The sequence below is a fragment of the Alcanivorax sp. UBA3183 genome (assembly GCF_002364155.1).
Taxonomy (GTDB): domain Bacteria; phylum Pseudomonadota; class Gammaproteobacteria; order Pseudomonadales; family Alcanivoracaceae; genus Alcanivorax; species Alcanivorax jadensis.
In genome coordinates this window covers 79,330-97,111 of the sequence record NZ_DEXN01000009.1, presented here as the reverse complement: position 1 = coordinate 97,111, position 17,782 = coordinate 79,330, and the positions used below count along the sequence as shown (strand labels likewise).

Annotated in this window: 16 protein-coding genes and 1 pseudogene; 7 read left to right on the top strand and 10 right to left on the bottom strand. The window is 57.5% G+C overall.

Annotation, left to right across the window (positions count from 1 at the left end):
* Positions 1-866, bottom strand: a pseudogene (locus tag B3Q33_RS03555) (homocysteine S-methyltransferase family protein); the annotation flags it as partial.
* Positions 867-1,154: 288 nt separating this feature from the next.
* Between B3Q33_RS03555 and B3Q33_RS03550 the strand changes: the two are divergent.
* Both B3Q33_RS03550 and B3Q33_RS03545 read left to right on the top strand, forming a co-directional pair.
* Positions 1,155-1,973 (top strand): mechanosensitive ion channel family protein, encoded by an 819-nt coding sequence (locus B3Q33_RS03550; RefSeq protein WP_035244445.1) that lies wholly within the window; start codon positions 1,155-1,157, stop codon positions 1,971-1,973.
* Between the two features lie 11 nt (positions 1,974-1,984).
* Positions 1,985-2,758 carry a DUF481 domain-containing protein gene (locus B3Q33_RS03545; RefSeq protein WP_035244443.1) on the top strand — a complete coding sequence of 258 codons (774 nt, stop codon included), beginning with the start codon at positions 1,985-1,987 and terminating at the stop codon, positions 2,756-2,758.
* Positions 2,759-3,002: 244 nt separating this feature from the next.
* Here the strand turns inward: B3Q33_RS03545 and B3Q33_RS03540 are convergent, their stop codons facing one another.
* The 4 genes from B3Q33_RS03540 to B3Q33_RS03525 form a co-directional block, all read right to left on the bottom strand.
* Complete coding sequence (locus B3Q33_RS03540; protein WP_272961786.1) at positions 3,003-4,376, bottom strand: NAD(P)(+) transhydrogenase (Re/Si-specific) subunit beta; 1,374 nt, start codon at positions 4,374-4,376, stop codon at positions 3,003-3,005.
* A gap of 3 nt (positions 4,377-4,379) precedes the next feature.
* A complete protein-coding gene (locus tag B3Q33_RS03535; RefSeq protein WP_035244439.1) occupies positions 4,380-4,655 on the bottom strand; it encodes an NAD(P) transhydrogenase subunit alpha in 276 nt (91 codons plus the stop codon).
* Complete coding sequence (locus B3Q33_RS03530) at positions 4,655-5,914, bottom strand: Re/Si-specific NAD(P)(+) transhydrogenase subunit alpha (RefSeq protein WP_272961787.1); 1,260 nt, start codon at positions 5,912-5,914, stop codon at positions 4,655-4,657. The genes B3Q33_RS03535 and B3Q33_RS03530 overlap by 1 nt, the downstream gene beginning before the upstream one ends.
* Positions 5,915-6,287: 373 nt before the next feature.
* On the bottom strand, positions 6,288-7,715 hold the full coding sequence (locus tag B3Q33_RS03525) for an ABC1 kinase family protein (RefSeq protein ID WP_272961788.1): 1,428 nt from the start codon (positions 7,713-7,715) through the stop codon (positions 6,288-6,290).
* A 127-nt stretch (positions 7,716-7,842) separates the two neighbouring features.
* On the opposite strand from B3Q33_RS03525, the gene B3Q33_RS03520 reads away from it, so the two are divergent.
* On the top strand, positions 7,843-8,613 hold the full coding sequence (locus tag B3Q33_RS03520; protein WP_272961789.1) for an alpha/beta fold hydrolase: 771 nt from the start codon (positions 7,843-7,845) through the stop codon (positions 8,611-8,613).
* A gap of 78 nt (positions 8,614-8,691) precedes the next feature.
* Positions 8,692-9,837 carry an oxygenase MpaB family protein gene (locus tag B3Q33_RS03515; protein WP_272961790.1) on the top strand — a complete coding sequence of 382 codons (1,146 nt, stop codon included), beginning with the start codon at positions 8,692-8,694 and terminating at the stop codon, positions 9,835-9,837.
* Between the two features lie 48 nt (positions 9,838-9,885).
* Here B3Q33_RS03515 and B3Q33_RS03510 read toward each other — a convergent pair whose 3' ends face one another.
* The gene (locus B3Q33_RS03510) at positions 9,886-11,991 is read right to left on the bottom strand and encodes a carboxy terminal-processing peptidase (protein ID WP_272961791.1); all 2,106 of its coding nucleotides are present in this window, start codon (positions 11,989-11,991) and stop codon (positions 9,886-9,888) included.
* A gap of 176 nt (positions 11,992-12,167) precedes the next feature.
* On the opposite strand from B3Q33_RS03510, the gene B3Q33_RS03505 reads away from it, so the two are divergent.
* On the top strand, positions 12,168-13,391 hold the full coding sequence (locus tag B3Q33_RS03505) for a nucleoside recognition domain-containing protein (protein WP_272961792.1): 1,224 nt from the start codon (positions 12,168-12,170) through the stop codon (positions 13,389-13,391).
* Here B3Q33_RS03505 and B3Q33_RS03500 read toward each other — a convergent pair.
* Complete coding sequence (locus B3Q33_RS03500) at positions 13,369-14,019, bottom strand: alpha-ketoglutarate-dependent dioxygenase AlkB family protein (RefSeq protein ID WP_272961793.1); 651 nt, start codon at positions 14,017-14,019, stop codon at positions 13,369-13,371. The two genes, B3Q33_RS03505 and B3Q33_RS03500, sit on opposite strands and share 23 nt — an antisense overlap.
* Before the next feature lie 63 nt (positions 14,020-14,082).
* On the opposite strand from B3Q33_RS03500, the gene corA reads away from it, so the two are divergent.
* On the top strand, positions 14,083-15,033 hold the full coding sequence (gene corA, locus B3Q33_RS03495; protein WP_272961794.1) for a magnesium/cobalt transporter CorA: 951 nt from the start codon (positions 14,083-14,085) through the stop codon (positions 15,031-15,033).
* 180 nt (positions 15,034-15,213) lie between these two features.
* On the opposite strand, the gene B3Q33_RS03490 is transcribed toward corA, so the two are convergent.
* Positions 15,214-16,047, bottom strand: a complete 834-nt coding sequence (locus B3Q33_RS03490) for an MBL fold metallo-hydrolase (RefSeq protein ID WP_272961795.1) — start codon at positions 16,045-16,047, stop codon at positions 15,214-15,216.
* A gap of 58 nt (positions 16,048-16,105) precedes the next feature.
* Entirely contained in the window at positions 16,106-16,588 is a 483-nt protein-coding gene (locus tag B3Q33_RS03485; RefSeq protein WP_035244426.1) for a hypothetical protein, read from the bottom strand.
* 74 nt (positions 16,589-16,662) lie between these two features.
* On the opposite strand from B3Q33_RS03485, the gene yaaA reads away from it, so the two are divergent.
* Complete coding sequence (gene yaaA, locus B3Q33_RS03480; protein WP_035244424.1) at positions 16,663-17,436, top strand: peroxide stress protein YaaA; 774 nt, start codon at positions 16,663-16,665, stop codon at positions 17,434-17,436.
* A 41-nt stretch (positions 17,437-17,477) separates the two neighbouring features.
* Here the strand turns inward: yaaA and B3Q33_RS03475 are convergent, their stop codons facing one another.
* A complete protein-coding gene (locus B3Q33_RS03475; protein WP_035244422.1) occupies positions 17,478-17,774 on the bottom strand; it encodes a hypothetical protein in 297 nt (98 codons plus the stop codon).
* Positions 17,775-17,782: the final 8 nt, after the last annotated feature.

Genomic DNA, 17,782 nt, shown 5'->3' with positions numbered 1-17,782 from the left:
GTGGCCGGGTCCAGATCGTACTCACCCATTTCATTGGGTAGCCCGGCGTTGGGGTGGGCGGACACATAGGTCTCGGAGATCCGGGATAGCTCTTCGATGTAGGGGCGCAGCTCCATGGGTCCCAGGGCACAGTTGAGCCCGACGCTGATCGGTCTTGCGTGGCGCAGGGAGTTGTAGAAGGCCTCGGTGGTCTGGCCTGTGAGGGTCCGCCCGGAGGCGTCGGTGATGGTGCCTGAGAGCATCACCGGCAGGTCCAGATCATTCTCGTAACAGTACTGATCCACCGCGAATACCGCAGCCTTGGCATTCAGGGTATCGAAGATCGTCTCAATGAGGATCAGGTCGATACCGCCTTCCACCAGGCCATCCAGTGCTTCCAGGTAGGCTTCGACCAGTTTGTCGAAATTGGTGTTGCGGTAGCCGGGATCATTCACGTCCGGGCTGATACTGGCGGTACGGTTGGTGGGGCCGAGTACGCCGGCCACATAGCGCGGCTTGTCCGGGGTGGAGGCTTCGTCAGCAGCCTGTCGGGCCACGCGGGCGGCCGCCACATTGATCTCCCGCGCCAGATCCTGCATGTCGTAGTCGGCCATGGCGATGGAGGTGGCGTTGAAGGAGTTGGTCTCGATGATGTCAGCGCCAGCGTCCAGATAGCCTTTGTGCAATTCCTTGATCCGCTCCGGCTGAGTCATGCAGAGCAGGTCGTTGTTGCCTTTCAGGTCACTGGGCCAGTCGGCAAAGCGGCTGCCCCGGAAGTCTTCCTCGGTGAACTTGCAGCCCTGGATCATGGTGCCCATGCCACCATCCAGAATCAGGATGCGTTGTTGCAGTTGGGCGGTCAGGGGCGCACGAACGCTCTTGAACATTGAAGACTCCGACAGGACAGCAAATGTGACCGGGCATTATACCGGCCAGCTCGGCAGATACCCAGACATGGAGACGTATTGGCAGCTAAATGGACTCGAGTGAGCGCCGGGACTGGTCACCAGAGCACGAAGGTTTCATTATGTGTAGCAAGCTGGCAGCGGGCGGGTTGTTTACGTCGTTGTTGTCAGGTGAAACCTTTGTAAAATTCTGCACTTGTCTGTGTCTGCATCTTGGGCCAGCCACAGGAATGGGCATAATTCGCGCTCACTGGATGAGGAGTACGTTTAATGGATCAATATCTGTCTCAACTTGAAACCTTTGCCAACGAAAACCTGATGCCCTACGCCTGGAATATCATCGCAGCGCTGGTCATCTTTATTGTCGGTAAGTGGATTGTGGGCAAGCTGGCTGCATGGCTAGGCCGAGTGATGGATAAAAAGCTGGACACGGAAGTGGCCAAGTTTCTGGGCAACATCATTCATGTCCTGTTATTCGTTTTCGTCATCATCGCCTCTCTGGACCAGCTGGGCGTGGAAACCACCTCACTGGTAGCTATCCTCGGTGCTGCCGGCCTGGCTGTTGGCTTGGCCCTGAAGGACTCCCTGGGTAACTTTGCGGCCGGCGTGATGCTGATCATGTTCAAGCCGTTCCGGGTTGGTCACTATGTGGAAGCCGGTGGCACCTCCGGTACCGTGAAGGAAATACGGATATTCGCTACCGTGATGAATAGCCCTGACAACAAGGTAATTACCGTGCCAAACGGGTCAATCATGTCCAGTAACATCACCAATTACTCCGAATTACCCACCCGCAGGGTAGATATGGTGTTCGGGGTTGCTTACGATGCGGACCTTTCCGTGGTGAAAAAAGTGCTGGAAGAGGTTCTGGCTGCTGATGAACGAGTCCTGAAGGATCCGGCACCGACTATCGTGGTGGGCGAGCTGGCTGACAGCTCCGTCAATTTCCTGTGCCGCCCCTGGGTCAAGAGCGGCGACTACTGGCCGGTACTCTGGGACACCACGGAAACCGTGAAGCGCCGTTTTGATGAATCTGGTATCGGCATTCCGTTTCCACAGATGGATGTACATCTGGACAAAAGTGAGTAGAGGAGAGATTCATGCGCAGTAAGTATCTCGCTGCCATGCTGATTGCCGCCGCCTTGCCGGCGGTTTCAGTAGCGGCCGAGGAAGGCACCAGCGAAGCTAGCAAATGGTCCGGGGATGTTTCCGTAGGCCTGCTTTTCAAGCGTGGCAACACCGATTCAGATTCGGTTAACGCTCACGCTAACGCCAGCCGTGACAGCGCGTTTTGGCGTCATCACTTCAAAGCTGATGCCAACAATGAGAAAGAGCGGGATCAGGAGACGGATGAATATAACCGTACCGATGAGAATTACTTTGCCTCTTATAAGCTGGATCGCAAGCTTGGTGAGGAATCCCGTAATTATCTGTTTAACGTGGTGACCTACGAGAAGGACAACTTCTCCGGTTTCCATTATCAGGCCAGCTACGCTGTCGGTTTGGGTCGCCGCGTCATCGAACGCGAAGCGCATACCCTGGACATAGAAGCGGGTCCCGGTTATCGCGTCCAGTGCCTGGAGCCGGAAGATTCCTACAGCGACTGTGCAGACACAGAAGAAAGCGCCATTGCCCGTCTGGCTCTGAAGTATCACTGGCAGATCAGTGAAAACGCCGAGTTCCAGGAAGAAATCAGCAGTGAAGTCGGTGAAGACTCCACCAGCACCCGGATGGAGACTTCCCTGACCAGCAAGATCAACAGCCACTTTGCTCTGCGGCTGCGCCATCTGCTGGAGCATGAATCCAAGGTGCCGGCAGGCAGCAAGGAGACGGATCATCAGGTGACTGTAGGCCTGGTTTATACGTTCAAGTAATGCGAGCACGTTTCCGCTGCAGCAACACAAAAAAGCCCGCCTCAACGAGCGGGCTTTTTTGTGGGTAGTCGCCTGGAAGCAAACAAGCAACGCCGCATGACTGGGTAGCGTGGATGCGTGATCCACCCGTTGCGGCGTTGTTTATGGGTGGCGCCTTTCAGGTTGACCCAAGTCCACAGAGAAAGCGCAGGCGGAAACAAAAAAGGGGAGCCGAAGCTCCCCCTTTTCCTGATCCGCTTACCGATCAGCCTTCTTTCAGGGCGGTGGTGATATCCAGCACCGCGCCTTTGCCATCGCCGAACAACATAAGAGTGTTATCCTTGGCAAACAGCGGGTTGGGCAGGCCGGCAAAACCGGCGCTCAGAGAGCGTTTTACCACAACCACGGTTTTGGCCTTGTCTACGTTGAGGATAGGCATGCCGTAAATCGGGCTGCCCTTGTCTTCGCGGGCCATGGGGTTGGTCACGTCATTGGCGCCCAGCACGATGGCTACGTCGGTCTGCTCGAAGGTGGGGTTGATGGTATCCATGTCCTTGAGCTTGTCGTAGGGCACTTCGGCTTCCGCCAACAGTACGTTCATGTGACCGGGCATACGGCCAGCAACCGGATGGATGGCGTATTCGACTTCGATACCCATCGCTTCCATGGTATCCGCCATTTCGCGGACCGCATGCTGAGCCTGAGCCATGGCCAGACCAAAGCCGGGCACGATGACAACGCGACGTGCGGTTTCCAGCATCATGGCAACTTCGTCTGCAGAGGTAGACTTCACCTTGCCAGCATAGACTTCGTCTTCGTCCATGGCTTCGCCAGCTTCCGCCATCACACCGAACAGAACGTTGGTGAGGGAGCGGTTCATGGCTTTACACATGATACTGGTCAGGATCAGACCAGAAGCGCCGACCAGCGAACCGGTGATGATCAGGGCGCTGTTGCCCATTACAAAACCGGCAGCGGATGCCGCCACACCAGAGTAGGAGTTCAGCAGGGCGATAACCACCGGCATGTCTGCACCGCCAATTGGCAGTACCAGCAACAGGCCGAGGACCATGGCCGCAGCCACCAGACCCCAGAACACCATCTCATTGCCCGGATTGGCAACCAGGTAACCGATGCCGACGATGGAGCCGATGAACAGGACAGCATTGACCAGCTTCATGCCAGGGAAGCCCATGGGCTTGCCATCAATCAGTTCCTGCAGTTTGGCGAACGCGACCAGGGAACCGGTCAGGGTGACCGCACCGATCAATACGGCAGCGCCGGTAGCAATGATGGACACCGTGTCGTTGGCAGAGCCGCGGAAGAACTCGGCGGAAGCCACGGAAAAGGACGCACCACCACCAAAACCGTTCAGCAGAGCGATCATCTGCGGCATGGCAGTCATCTGCACCCTCTTGGCCATGACAGCGCCAATCAGACCGCCGACCACGACGCCGGCGATGATGACTTCATAAGTAACAATATGCTCGTTGAGCAGGGTGACCACGGCGGCAACACCCATACCGGCGGCAGCCAGCAGGTTCCCGCGCACGGCAGTTTTCGGCTTGGTTAGCCCCTTGATGCCCACCACAAACAGGCAGGCGGCGATCAAGTAGGCGATATCAATCCAGTTCTGCATGAATTACTTCCTCTTGAACATCGCCAGCATTCGATTGGTGACCATGAAGCCGCCAATCACGTTGATGGTGGCCAGCACCACAGCGATAAAGCCCAGCACATTGATCAGCATGCCGGAATCAGAACCGGCGGCGATCAGGGCGCCCACCACGGTAATACCGGAAATCGCGTTGGAACCGGACATCAGTGGGGTGTGCAGGGTGGGCGGAACCTTGGTGATCAGTTCCACACCGAGGAAGATCGCCAGCACAAACAGGGTTAGTTGGGCTACGAAATCCATTATTTCTCCTCCTCCTTGGTGGCGTCGGAGTCCGCATCCGCGGATTCGTCTGCCTCGGGCTCAGGTTTCGCCAGAGCGGGCAGGCCGAGCAAGTCACGCAGGCGAGCCTGGGGTACGTCGCCATTGTGGCTGACCACGGTTTCGGCAACGATCTCGTCTTCGAAGTCCAGTTGCAGATCGCCGTTATCGTCCAGCAGCAGGTTGAGCAAGTTTTCCATGTTTTTGCCGAACATCTGGCTGGCATGGAACGCCACGGAGGAGGGGACGTTCTCCGGGCCGACGATGGTAACGCCGTGCTTCACAACAGTCTTGCCGGATTCGGTCAGATCACAGTTGCCACCACGTTCTGCGGCCAGATCCACGATAATGGAGCCGGGTTTCATGGCCTTGACCATGTCTTCGGTGACCAGAATCGGGCTCTTGGCGCCGGGAACGGCAGCGGTGGTGATCACCACATCCATTTCCTTGATGACTTCCGTCATGAGCTCGCGCTGACGCTTGAGGAAGTCTTCGCCCTGAGCCTTGGCGTAACCACCGGAGCCTTCGGCTTCACCGGTATCCAGGTCCAGCTCTACCGGCTTGGCGCCGACAGACAGGATCTGTTCGCGGGCCGCGGGGCGCACGTCATAGGCTTCGACCACGGCACCCAGGCGTTTGGCGGTAGCACAGGCCTGCAGGCCTGCCACACCAGCACCCATTACGAACACGCGAGAGGCGTTCATGGTGCCGGCAGCGGTCATGTTCATGGGGAACATGCGCTGGGATTCGTTGGCGGCCAACAGGACGCATTTGTAACCAGCAATCATCGCCATAGAAGAGAGTACATCCATGGCCTGGGCGCGGGTGATCCGCGGTACCAGCTCCAGCGCCAGGCCGGTGACTTTCTTGTCGGCCAGGGTTTGGGCAAATTGCGGGTTGGCCAGCGGATCGGTCATACCGATAACGATCTGGCCTTGCTTGAATTTCTCCAGATCTTCATTGCCGTTCTGGGTGTTGCTGCCAGGCGTTTGCACCTGCAGTACCACCTGCGCGGAAGTAAAGATCTCGTCGCGATCAACCAGCTTGGCTCCGGCAGCTTCAAATGTGCTGTCCGGGTAACCGGCAATATCACCGGCACCACGCTCGATGATGATCTCGACACCTTGTTTTTTCAGCAGTGCGCTGACATTGGCAGGCGTTATAGCAACGCGCTGCTCGCCAGGGCAGATTTCCTTGGGAACACCGATAATCACCTGCGTTACCCCCGTTGTGGTTCGCAAATAATCAGCTATCAGAGCGGCAGAGTTGGCAACCCGGCGCCTTGAAAGCCTCGTTAAACGGTCGCTTCATGAGAGCCGACCGACAAGAGCCTGTCTCAGGCCCTTGCGTCCCGAGTGTGCTGGAGAAGCGGGCCGGCTGGCCGTTACTGTCATCCATCACACTGCGAAGGTCGAATACCGCCGGTGGACCGGATACTGCAATCTTTGCAGTGAGGCAAACCGGACGACGATCTTCGTCGGTGGCGCAAAGGCCTGAAACAGGCTCTCAGCAGGGTGCTAACCTTATTGTGGCTATGCCACCTTGGCAAATGACAATTCGTTATCGCACCGATAAGCGGGTGATAAAACCGCATTTTCGTCATTTTCTGAGCAATTAATCTACCGGACTGATGGTTTTTTGATCAACCAGGATCACATCAGCCTCTTCCTGCATGTGAATAAAAGGCTCAAGAATAGTGTTTCCCCGCACTTCCGCCTCAATCACGTGCAAAAAGGTGTAGGCGCCGAGTAGCTTGCGGGCCAGGAAGATAAATTCCTTTGGAGGCACGTCAAAGTGCACCGACAAGGCATTGCGGCTGGCCCGATTCATGATGCGATTCGGCAGATCGCTGTTGCCCCAGCAGTATTCTCCTTTGTCATTGAGTACTTCTGCCGGTGGCGGGTAGCGGTCCGGGTCCTGCAGCACTTCGATGGCTTCAAAGCACAGCGAACAGAAATCATCCAGCAGCCGGCGCGGCGCGCCACGAGCGAGAAAATCCAGGGCGTTGAGGGCACGGACCAGGCGGTCGCCGTCGTGATGGAAAGAGGCACGAATCATTTCCCGGCCCGGACCCAGCACCTCGTTATCAAAGTCCCGAATGGCGCCGAAATCCAGTAGCACAATCTGGTCGTTCTCCGGGCTATCACCAAAACGCAGCAGATAGTTACCGAAATTCGGGTCGGTCTGCATCTTGTTCCATTCGAACACTTCCCGACAGCACAGCTCCATAATGGCGCGACCGATAAAGTTGCGGCGCTCCTGGGACAGCTTCAGCACGGACGGGTCGGTGACGCTGATACCGCGCTCGAAGGTCATGCACATGATGTTGTGGCTGGAGTACTCCGTGACGATTTCCGGCACCACAAAACGGGTATCTTCGGCCAGCACCTGTCGAAAATGGCGGGTGGTGTGGGCTTCCAGATCGTAATCCACTTCCCGCTGGAGCATTTCGCGCACTTCATCGAGCCACAGATTGAATTGCTCGGTCATCGGTACCAGCCGGCTCAGCTTGAGCAGGCGAACGAGGGCGCGCATGTCCGAATCAATGGCATCGGCCACGCCGGGGTACTGGATCTTGAGCACCAGCTCCTTGCCGTCGGATTTGCGAATCGCCTTGTGAACCTGAGCCAGGGAGGCTGCCCCGAGTGGGGTCTCCTCAATATCCAGCTCCGCCATTTTGACCTCGCCAAGCTCTCGCTTGAGATGGCGCTCAATGGACGGCCACTCCAGGGCGGTGGTCTGGTTTTCCAGCGTATGCAGCGCCGTGGTCACTTCTTCGGGCAGGAAATGCTCGCCGAACAGGGCCATCATCTGGCCGATCTTGACCACAGAGCCCTTGAGCCTGCCCAGTTCATCCACCAGCTCCTGGGCACGGGCGGACAGGTTCTCCTTGCGGCGGGCCTCACGCTGGTCTTTTGGGGTAAAGATGGACCCGGCACTGGCGGTCGCATACTTGGCGCCAGCCAGAAATCCGGCCTTGGCCATGGAAAAGCGTCGCTCTACCGAGCCGGTCTTAACCCGTTTTACGGTTTTTCGTGTCATAGTCGCGAAGAAACTCCATTTGCCATCCTGAACGCCGGTGGCATTCTAGCCGGTATTGGATATCGGGTCATTGGCTGCACCGAAAGTCACTGTTTGATTTTGTCTGTATCTCGGGAGGTAAGTCAGCATGGGAAGAACCTGGGTGTTGTTGCGGGGCCTGGTTCGTGAGCAGAGACACTGGGAGGACTTTCCTGAACAGTTTCAGGCCAGTGTGCCACAGGATCGGGTGGTAACGGTGGATTTGCCCGGAAATGGCCACTTCTGTGAAGAGAAAAGCCCCACTCAGATTGCTGCCATGGTAGTCCATCTACGCGACCAGTTGACCGCGCAGGGGCATCAGGGCCCCTATCACCTGGTCGCTTTGTCACTGGGAGCGATGGTGGCTGTGCAATGGTTGTGTCAGGCCCCCCGCGAAGTGGCCTTTGCGGGCCTGATCAATACTAGTGCCAGCCGTTACAGCCCGTTCTGGCGTCGCTTGCGCCCGGCCAATTACCGGCGCCTGCTCAGCGATGCGGTGTTCAGTCGTAACCGGGTACGCAAGGAAACCGCGATTCTGGAAATTACCTCCAATCTGCGCGAGCCGGAGTTTCTGCATCAGCTGGCAGAAACCTGGGCGGAGTATGCGCGCGAACACCCCGTATCGCTGCGTAACAGCCTGAGACAGCTACTTGCTGCCATGCGTTTTCGCGCCCCGGCCGCTTTACCGGAAAGCGTTCCAGTGCTGATCATCAATGGGGCAGGGGACCGTCTGGTCAGCCCGGCCTGCTCGCTGGCTCTTTCGCAGGCCTGGGACCTACCCATCAAATGCCACCCCCAGGCAGGCCATGACCTGCCTCTGGATGCGCCTCAATGGCTGATCAACACCCTTATCGAAGGGGTAACAGATTTCACTGTTTAGTGTGTTGACCGTATAGCCCTGGCAGCCTAGCGTTATCCCAGAACTCATGAGTTCCGAGATAACAACAATGGCGAGGTAATGATGGCAACACCGCAGGAACTGATCCGCTTCGAGCGAGGCCCGCAGAGTCCCCGCGAACGGGTCTGGTGGGATCGCTATTCCCATGAACGTCTGAATGCCTGGCGGCAGGTGCAGGACCCGCTGGCAGATCGCTGTGCTGCGCAAATCACATTCACCCGGCCTTCCGGGCTGCTCGACGAGGTGGAAAAACGGGCCAGGGAAGAGGGTGGGGATTTTCAGGCCTTTCTGGACCACTGCCATACAGTGCCATCCTGGGTGGATTTCGACGCCATGGAGCTGGGTCGGCGCATGTACCGACGCAATGGCGCACTGCAGGGTCTGGTGCTGATGTGTTCAAGCCTTGTGGAGGGCTACGCGCACAACAAGCCCTCCCAGGTACTGGTGGCCACCGGTCGCCTGCAGAAAGACGTTTCCCGCAGAATTTACGAAACCGGACAGATGCTCCACAACATCGTCGGCGATGACGGTATCCGGCCGGGTGGCCTGGGGCACCGCACGCTGATGGAAGTGCGGCTGCTACACGCGGCAGTTCGCCAGTTTCTTGCCCGGAATCCCCGGTGGGACAATACCAAATACGACCTGCCAATCAATCAGGAAGACATGGCCGGCACCATCCTGGAGTTCGATTTCATGGTGGTCAGGGGGCTCAAGCGTCTTGGCCTGCAGATCAGTCGGCATGAGCATGAATCCATGCACTATTTCTGGCGTTATGCGGGTTACCTGCTCGGAGTCGACGAGGCACTGCTGACAACCACCCTGGAAGAGCAGGAAATCCTCGCCATGCAGTTGACCTCTCATCTGTACGAGCCCACTGCGGACAGCGAGTCCCTCGCCAAGGCGCTATTGCGCGACATGGCCGGCAAGCCGCCATTCAATTTGTCCTATGAGGTATTGCTAGGCTTCAGCCGCTATCTTATCGGTGACAAGGTGGCGGATGATCTCAACATCAACAGCAGTGTTCCGGCCGCCACAGCAGTGCGAGTGGTAAAGACCGCTGTCAGTGCCGCCAGTTTCGGAGTGCGGTTTCTGCCAGACCCGGCCAAGCGAGCCCTGGAAAACCTGAATCACCAACTGGGCCGGCGAACACTGAAAGCCGGGCTGGGTGACAACCCGGCTCGCTGGGGCTTCAAGGCTCTGGCCTGAAAAATAAAAAAACCGGCGAAAGCCGGTTTTTTATTACAGCAGCCAAGATCAGCCCTGCCGGGCCACCTGGTTCTCTCGTATCAGGCTCATGTAATCCACCAGGATCTCCCCGGTTTCCCGTACGTAGGGATCTTCGTCGATGGACTCCTCATCACTTTCCGGGTCCAGCGCCCGCTGCTCCTCCAGATCACGCAGTTCCTTGATGCTCCCCAGCGGCTCTTCATCGCGGGATTTGCGGCGACTGTTCTCAATGGCAAGGCGTTCGCTGTCCAGCGCTTTCTGTGTAGCGGTGCGACTCTTCTCATTCAGTGACAGCTCAACCCGGTTTCGATTTTCCTCAAGAAGCCTGCGCAGGGACTCCACGTAGATGAACTCCGGGTCCTTATCAATGCGGCTGGAATGCTTTTCACGCAGCTGAGGCAGGTAGGGAACAATATCACTCACCCGCTGGTATTTAGCCGAGTTGATTTCATCCCAGGGCAGGGCGTTGGGCAGGGAGCTTTCCCCCACCTCATCCTTGTCGATCAGCGAAGGCATATCCACGTCCGGTACGATGCCCAGATTCTGGTTACTGGAGCCGGAGACCCGATAAAACTTGGCATTGGTCATCTTCAATTTGCCGTGATTCAGATCCAGCAGGGTCTGTACCGTGCCTTTGCCGTAGGTCTGGTCACCGACAATCAGGGCGCGGCCATAATCCTGCATGGCACCGGCAAAAATCTCCGAGGCTGAAGCACTGAAGCGATTGACCATCACCGCCATGGGGCCGGCATACAGTACTCCGGGAAACTTGTCGCCTTCGATACTGACGCGGCCACTGGACTCGCGCACCTGCACAGTGGGGCCTCGATTGATAAACAGGCTGACCAGCTTGTTAACTTCCAGCAGGGAGCCGCCACCATTGTTGCGCAGATCAATTACCAGGCCGTCGATGTTTTCCTTGCGTAATTCCACCAACAGCTTGGCCACATCACTGGTGGTGCTGGTGTAGTTGGGATCGCCCCGGTGGAAGGCGGCAAAATCCAGGTAAAACGCTGGAATTTCGATAATGCCCAGCTTCATGGTTTCGCCATCACGCTCAATGGTGATCACATCCTTCTTGGCGGCCTGTTCCTCCAGCACCACCTTGTTGCGCTCGATGGTGATGGTACGGGTGTCGTGCTCGCTGGCACTGCCGGCAGGGATGATCTCCAGGTTGACTTTGGTCCCCTTGGGGCCACGGATCTGATCCACCACTTCATCCAGGCGCAGGCCGATTACCGGCTCCGGTGCTTCGCCATCCTGGGAAACCCCGACGATCCGATCAGCCGGTTTCAACTGGCCGCTTTTGGCGGCAGGGCCGCCAGGAACCAGACGTACCACCTTGGTATAACCGTCTTCGTATTGCAGCACTGCCCCGATACCTTCCAGGGAACGGCTCATGCTGATGTCGAAATTTTCCGAGTTATGTGGTGTGAAGTAGTTGGTATGCGGATCAAAGGTCTGTGTCAGGGCATTGATATAGACCTGAAACACATCCTCCGGGGTGTTCTGGTTAATTCGTTTGAGCTGGCTTTCATAGCGCCGAGTCAGACGGGTACGAATGTCGTCCAATGAGCTGTCATTGAGCCGCATGGAGAGAACTGCATTTTTCAGCTGGCGTTGCCAGATGGTGTCCAGCGCCGCCTCGTCCGCTGCCCAGGGCGCTTCACCCCGATCCACCAGCACGGTTTCCTCATCATCGAAGGTCAATGACTCCAGATCGTTCTCGATGGTGTCCAGCAGCTTCTCCAATCGGGTTTCCAGGCGTTCCTGGAAACGATTAAAGATGGTGTACCCGGCTTCCAGCTGGCCATCGCTTAGCTGGTCATCAAGTTTGTTGCGGTAACGCTCGAATTCGCGAATGTCGCTGGCCAGGAAATACTGGCGATTGGGGTCCAGGTCCTCGAGATAGCTGTCCAGCACCTGGCTGGACAAGGAGTTGTCGAACTCCAGCCGCCGATAGTGGTGCTTCAAGTTGGCAGCAATTTCCGCAGCGGCATCCAGCTGGTCGCTGGTGGGTTTCAGGTCACCCTGAACCTCCGGCTCGGAACGAAGGCCACTCACTCCCTGAATGGCGCCCCCCAGCAGGACCAGTGCCAGTGCCAGAGGGAAGAACTTACGAACTAGTGACATGCTGTTTCTCAAACGGTTTACCTGCAGTATAGACGACGGCCCGAAAGCGGTCATTCGCGGTTGAATTCCTCTATAACCTGTAGACTACCGTGAAAGCGCGAAGTTGCACCGTCATAAAAGTCGCCAAATTACGGATTTTCAACAAATTACCACGACCCTAGCGTACGGGGGATGCTTTGCACAGACTGTTCAGCCTGTTTTTCCTTGCGGGTATCGCCGGAGCGGTGACCCAGCTCACTGGTGGTGACATGGCGGCGCCGGGGCGTTTGATCAATGCCCTTTGGTCGGCGGCCGACCTGGCCGTTGAGGTCAGCCTGGGCCTGATCGGGGTACTGGCACTGTGGAGCGGGCTATTCAAGATGGCCGAGGCCAGCAATCTGGCCGCACGGTTGTCGTCCTGGGTGGAGCCGGTTCTGGCCCGCTTGATGCCGGGGGTTCGGCGCACTCCTGAAGCATCCGCACCGGTTTCCATGAACCTGGCCGCTAACATGCTGGGCCTGGACAATGCCGCCACACCGCTTGGACTCAAGGCCATGGAGCGCCTGCAGCAGGGTAATCCGCAGCCGACACGGGCCACGGATAGTCAGATCATGTTCCTGGTGCTCAACACCTCGTCAGTGACCCTGGTGCCGGTGACAGTGCTGATGTTCCGGGCCCAGCAGGGCGCCAGTGACCCGGCTGCTGTCTACCTGCCTTTGCTGATGGCCACCACGGTATCCACCCTGGCGGGCATTCTGGTCACCGCCCGGGTCCAGCGTATATCTCTGCGCGATCCGTTGTTGCTGGTGGTGGCCGGTATCTGGCTGGCCATGCTGGCCGCGCTGGGGACCATTGTCTGGCTGGCGCCCACGGAGCTCGCCAACACGCTGTCGAGCTTGCTTGGCAATGGCATTCTGTTGCTGGTGCTGAGTGCTTTCTTTGTTGCTGCCTGGCGGGGTGGAGTAGATAGCTACGACACCTTTGTGGAGGGCGCCAAGGAGGGCTTCACCCTGGCGGTGCGGCTGATCCCCTACCTGGTGGCCATGCTGGCGGCCATTGCCATGTTGCGAGCGGGCGGGGTGCTGGACCTGTTCCTGGACGGCATTCGTTTCGGGGCCGCTGCTATTGGCTGGGACACCCGCTTTGTGGACGCACTCCCGGTGGCGTTCCTTAAACCGCTGAGCGGCTCCGGGGCCCGGGCAGCCATGGTGGATGTGATGCAGACTCAGGGTGTGGATTCCCTGGCCGCGCGTATGGCTGCAGTGATGCAGGGCTCCACGGAAACCACCTTCTATGTGCTGGCGGTGTACTTCGGCAGCGTGGGGATCCGTGATTTCCGCTATGCCTTATGGTGTGGTCTGGCAGCGGATGCGGCGGGACTGATCGCCGCCATTCTGCTCAGTTACGCGTTCTGGGGCTGATGCCGCTGAAGATTCTGCGAAACGTCAGGTTGAGACGCTCACCCTGAACACGTTGTCGCCGCGGTAGCGCATGCTGGAATTGCTGCTGCACCTGCGGGCTCATCAGCAGCAGACTGTTATCGGGTAGTGCCAGCGAGAAACACTGGCGACCTCCACCACGGGGACGAAACACGAAATCCCTTTCTGCCCCCAGGCTGTAAGAGGCAATCCAGGGCTCCGGGCCAAGCTCGGGTTCGTCGTCACTGTGATAGCCCATGCAATCCTTGCCGTTGCGATAGCGATTGGCCAGCACCGAGTTAAACGGGTGCCCGCACAGTTCGCTCACGGTATCGCGCACCGGCTTCAACACGTCCGGCCAGCCATCGGCCACATGCTGGTGACCGGAGTAGCGATAGGGGATGCCCGCATCGCCATGCCAGGCCGTGAGCCGTGGTACGGTATGATAACGACCAAATACCTGAATCCGTGGCTGCTGCCAGTCCAGTGCCGCATTCAGATCTGCTTGTAATAGCAGGTGCTGCGCAGCGGGCAGGGCATGGTGCCAAAGCCATAACCTGGCCTGACCGGCCAGGGTAATCGCTTCCGGCATTTTCTGGCCGGCTGCGGACCCGGAATCGTTGACAGTCATAAGCTCCGTGCTATATCAAATTGCTGCCGGTATCTTGCCGGCGATGGTGATCAGGGAAACATCATGCTGCATATCTTCCGCATCGAAAACGGTGTTCTGCGTGAAAAGGACACGGAAAGCATCCTGCCCACTCTGGCTGATGATGCCAGCTGGATCGATCTGGTGGACTCGGAGGAAAACGAACGCGAGCTGGTGCAACAGTTTCTGGAAGCGGAACTGCCGGCCTCTGATGACATGGAAGAAATCGAAGCGTCCGCCCGTTTCTTCAGCGATGAGCAGGGGCTGCATGTCCACTCCCTGTTTCTGTTTCAGTCCGAGGGTCGCGCTCGTACGTCCACGGTGGCGTTTGTCGTCCAGGAAGGTCGTCTGCTGTCATTCCGGGATTCCCGGTTGCCTGATTTCCGGCTACTGCGACTGCGCGTACGCCGAGGCTGGGTAAAGGCAAAGCAGCCGATAGATATCCTCTTGAGTATTCTCGAGCAAAAAGTGGAAAACCTGGCTGATGCCCTCGAGGATGTGCACCGTGACCTGGAACAAGTGGGGTACAGCGTGCTGGAGGAGGAGAACGGAGAGCTGGAAGACGATATTGAAAAACTGGCCCGGCTGGAGGATACCAACGGCAAGATTCGCCTTTGCCTGATGGATACCCAGCGTTCTATTTCCTTTATTCAGCGCTATGTCCGCACCGACAAGGTTCGCCGTCGCACCTGTGCCGAGGTGCAGCATGACCTGGACACCTTGATGTCACACACCACCTTCCTGTTCGACAAGATCAACTTTTTGATGGATGCGGCGCAGGGGTTCATCAATATCCAGCAGAACCAGATCATCAAGATCTTTTCCATCGCCGCGGTGGTGTTCCTGCCGCCGACCATGATTGCCAGTATCTACGGTATGAACTTCGAGATCATGCCGGAGCTGGACATGGTTTATGGCTATCCCATGGCGATATGCCTGATGCTGCTATCCGGCATGACGCCTTACTGGTTTTTCAAGCGTAAAGGGTGGTTGTGAAGGGCAGTTAACGGTGCATGGTTAACCGCGAAAACCGCCTTCGGCTGAGCTCCTGTAGGAGCATCGCTTGAGATGCGAAGAGGGCGGAGCGAGAAGCGAGTCACGAAAATCAAAATCGTAGCGCCGGTTTGTTTTTCGCCTTTCGAAACTCGCTTCTCGTAACTCGCCTCGCTGGCGCAATCAGGTTTTGTGCCAGCCTTGATCGGTTTCTTCGGCTTTGCCGTCTTCGGCCAGCTTGATCAGGTGGGCCTGCAGAGAGAATTGGGCTACACCGTGCAGGAATTCCGGCACGTCGTCATAGACCACCTTCACCAACACTGCCAGGGTTTGAGGGTCACCCAAGAGGGCGTCCAGCACCTTGTCTTCGCGTTTCTGTCGATGCGCCAGTGTATGGGTCAGGGTTTCTTCCGGGTCGCTGATCAGATCGCCATGACCAGGAGCCATCCGTGTGATGCCGCGCTGCTGCAGTTTGCGTAGCGAAGCAAAGTAGGCCTGCATGGAACCGGAGGGAGGAGCGATCACTACGGTGGAGCCCTGGATCAGGTGATCGCCGGTAAACAGCATGCCATCATCACTGAGGTAGCACAGGTGGTTGCCCACATGGCCCGGGGTTTCAATTACCTGTAGCGAAACGCCGCCGCAATCCACCCGGTCTCCCTCGGCCAACAGACGGTCTGCCTGCCAGCTCTCGTCTTGCAGGCCGTCATCGGGTACCGAGGGGCCCAGACAACGAGCCCCGGTGGCTGCCACTAATGCCAGAGCGCCTGGGGAATGGTCTCGATGGGTATGGGTGACCACCACCTGGTCGATGGGTTTTCCCAGGGTGCGGGCAGCCTGCAGCAGGGCCTGCAGATGCTCCTGATCCTCGGGGCCGGGATCAATGACCGTCAGGCTATCCTTGCCAAACAGATAACTGTTGGTGCCAGGCCCGGTCATCATGCCCGGGTTGCGCGCCAGAACCCGCCAGGCATGATCGCCAATCGGGGTGAGCTGGCCGGGAATCAGTGATGCCATAATGACTCCTGGGAATTTGAAGGCCGCATTGTGACGATTCACCCTGCAGGATGCCAGTCTACGACTGCGGGTAGGCCAGCTTGTCGATCGCTTCCAGTTCCCAGCGATCCACCGGGGTGTCTTCTTTCGGATGACGACTGACAACTGCAAAGGGGTAATCCTGACCAGCGGGCAGGTACATTTGCACATCAATGGTCTGCTGGTAGATCACAGTGCAGTCATTCTCCGCCTTCGGGCAGGACAGGGCGCGGGCCTGAAGCGTTACCGCTGCCACATTCATTTCACTGCGGTTGGCCAGGTTGCCGGTCAGGCGCACGCCGGATTCAGAGGCAAGGAATTCTTTCAGCGTTACCTCGATCCCATCAGGGGGAAGCCGCACCTGATCGTCACGGCCGCCTTGCCAGACACCGATGCCGAGTACCATGAGGCCGGCCAGTACCAGGCTCAGCACCAGATAAAACGGTCGACGCCCCCATTGCCAGCTACCCCAGAGCAGAACGGTAACCGCGATAATGACAGTCAATACCAGTAATAGGCGCATTTATTCTCCAGAATTGCAGACCTCGCTCCCCCTGATTCATATAATCCCGAGAGTCATATGTAAAGGAGTAGGCCATGCTGATTGTTGTATCGCCAGCAAAAACCCTGGATTACGAGAGCGAATTGCCGACGCTGAAAACCACCCAGCCCCGATTGCTGGATGATAGCGATGTGTTGATCGAGCGGGCACGCCAGCTTTCTCCGGCGGATGTCAGCAGCCTGATGGGTGTCAGTGACAAGATCGCGCACTTGAATGTGGAGCGGTTTGCCCAGTGGCAGCGACCCTTCAACAAGAAGAATGCCAGGCCCGCGGCGTTTGCCTTCAAGGGCGATGTGTATACCGGCCTGGAAATCGACACCTTCACGGACAACCAGCTCAAGGAGGCCCAGACGTCCTTCCGAATGCTGTCAGGACTGTATGGCGTGCTACGCCCGCTGGACCTGATGCAACCATACCGCCTGGAAATGGGTACCAAACTGGATACCCCACGCGGCAAGGATCTCTATACGTTCTGGGGCGACATTATCACTGAACAGCTCAACAAGGATATGAAAGCGGCGAAAACCGACGTGCTCGTCAATCTGGCATCCAATGAGTATTTCAAGTCGGTGAACAAGAAAGGGATCAATGGCCGCATCATTGAACCGGTCTTCCAGGATGAGAAAAACGGCAAGTACAAGGTGATCAGCTTTTACGCCAAGAAGGCCCGTGGCCTGATGGCGGCGTGGATTATCAAGAAGGGCATCAAGGACCCGGCCAAACTGAAGAATTTCGATGTGGCGGGTTATTGCTTTGCTTCGGATCTGTCGACCCCGGACAAGCCGGTGTTTCGTCGGGCCGAGCAGTAGACCTGGTGAAGGAGCGCCACTGGGGCGCTCCTGAAACGGGGTCAGTCTCTGTCTTCAAACTCGCTGCGGGCGGCAAGCAAGCCGGTTTTCAAACCATCCCAGGCCAGTTCCACGCCGGCTTTGATGTCATCCCAGGCATCTTCGCCGTGAGACTCCAGTTTTTCCAGTTTGGCTTCCAGCTCGTCGCGACGATCCTGAATCTCCGCAATTTTTTGCTTCGCGTCGCTACGCCACTCTTCACGCTTGTCCCCCAACCGGGCGGTCAGGCGATCCAGCTGATAATCCCAGTCTTCCAGTTTCTGGCGAATGTTGTCGGCAAAGTCTTTCTTGTCTGTCATTACGTTAT

Bases quoted from the DNA above. Each gene is read 5' to 3' on its own strand.
- B3Q33_RS03550 (WP_035244445.1), top strand. From the start codon at position 1,155: ATGGATCAATATCTGTCTCAACTTGAAACCTTTGCCAACGAAAACCTG.
- B3Q33_RS03545 (WP_035244443.1), top strand. From the start codon at position 1,985: ATGCGCAGTAAGTATCTCGCTGCCATGCTGATTGCCGCCGCCTTGCCG.
- B3Q33_RS03540 (WP_272961786.1), bottom strand. From the start codon at position 4,376: ATGCAGAACTGGATTGATATCGCCTACTTGATCGCCGCCTGCCTGTTT.
- B3Q33_RS03535 (WP_035244439.1), bottom strand. From the start codon at position 4,655: ATGGATTTCGTAGCCCAACTAACCCTGTTTGTGCTGGCGATCTTCCTC.
- B3Q33_RS03525 (WP_272961788.1), bottom strand. From the start codon at position 7,715: ATGACACGAAAAACCGTAAAACGGGTTAAGACCGGCTCGGTAGAGCGA.
- B3Q33_RS03520 (WP_272961789.1), top strand. From the start codon at position 7,843: ATGGGAAGAACCTGGGTGTTGTTGCGGGGCCTGGTTCGTGAGCAGAGA.
- B3Q33_RS03515 (WP_272961790.1), top strand. From the start codon at position 8,692: ATGATGGCAACACCGCAGGAACTGATCCGCTTCGAGCGAGGCCCGCAG.
- B3Q33_RS03510 (WP_272961791.1), bottom strand. From the start codon at position 11,991: ATGTCACTAGTTCGTAAGTTCTTCCCTCTGGCACTGGCACTGGTCCTG.
- B3Q33_RS03500 (WP_272961793.1), bottom strand. From the start codon at position 14,019: ATGACTGTCAACGATTCCGGGTCCGCAGCCGGCCAGAAAATGCCGGAA.
- corA (WP_272961794.1), top strand. From the start codon at position 14,083: ATGCTGCATATCTTCCGCATCGAAAACGGTGTTCTGCGTGAAAAGGAC.
- B3Q33_RS03490 (WP_272961795.1), bottom strand. From the start codon at position 16,047: ATGGCATCACTGATTCCCGGCCAGCTCACCCCGATTGGCGATCATGCC.
- B3Q33_RS03485 (WP_035244426.1), bottom strand. From the start codon at position 16,588: ATGCGCCTATTACTGGTATTGACTGTCATTATCGCGGTTACCGTTCTG.
- yaaA (WP_035244424.1), top strand. From the start codon at position 16,663: ATGCTGATTGTTGTATCGCCAGCAAAAACCCTGGATTACGAGAGCGAA.
- B3Q33_RS03475 (WP_035244422.1), bottom strand. From the start codon at position 17,774: ATGACAGACAAGAAAGACTTTGCCGACAACATTCGCCAGAAACTGGAA.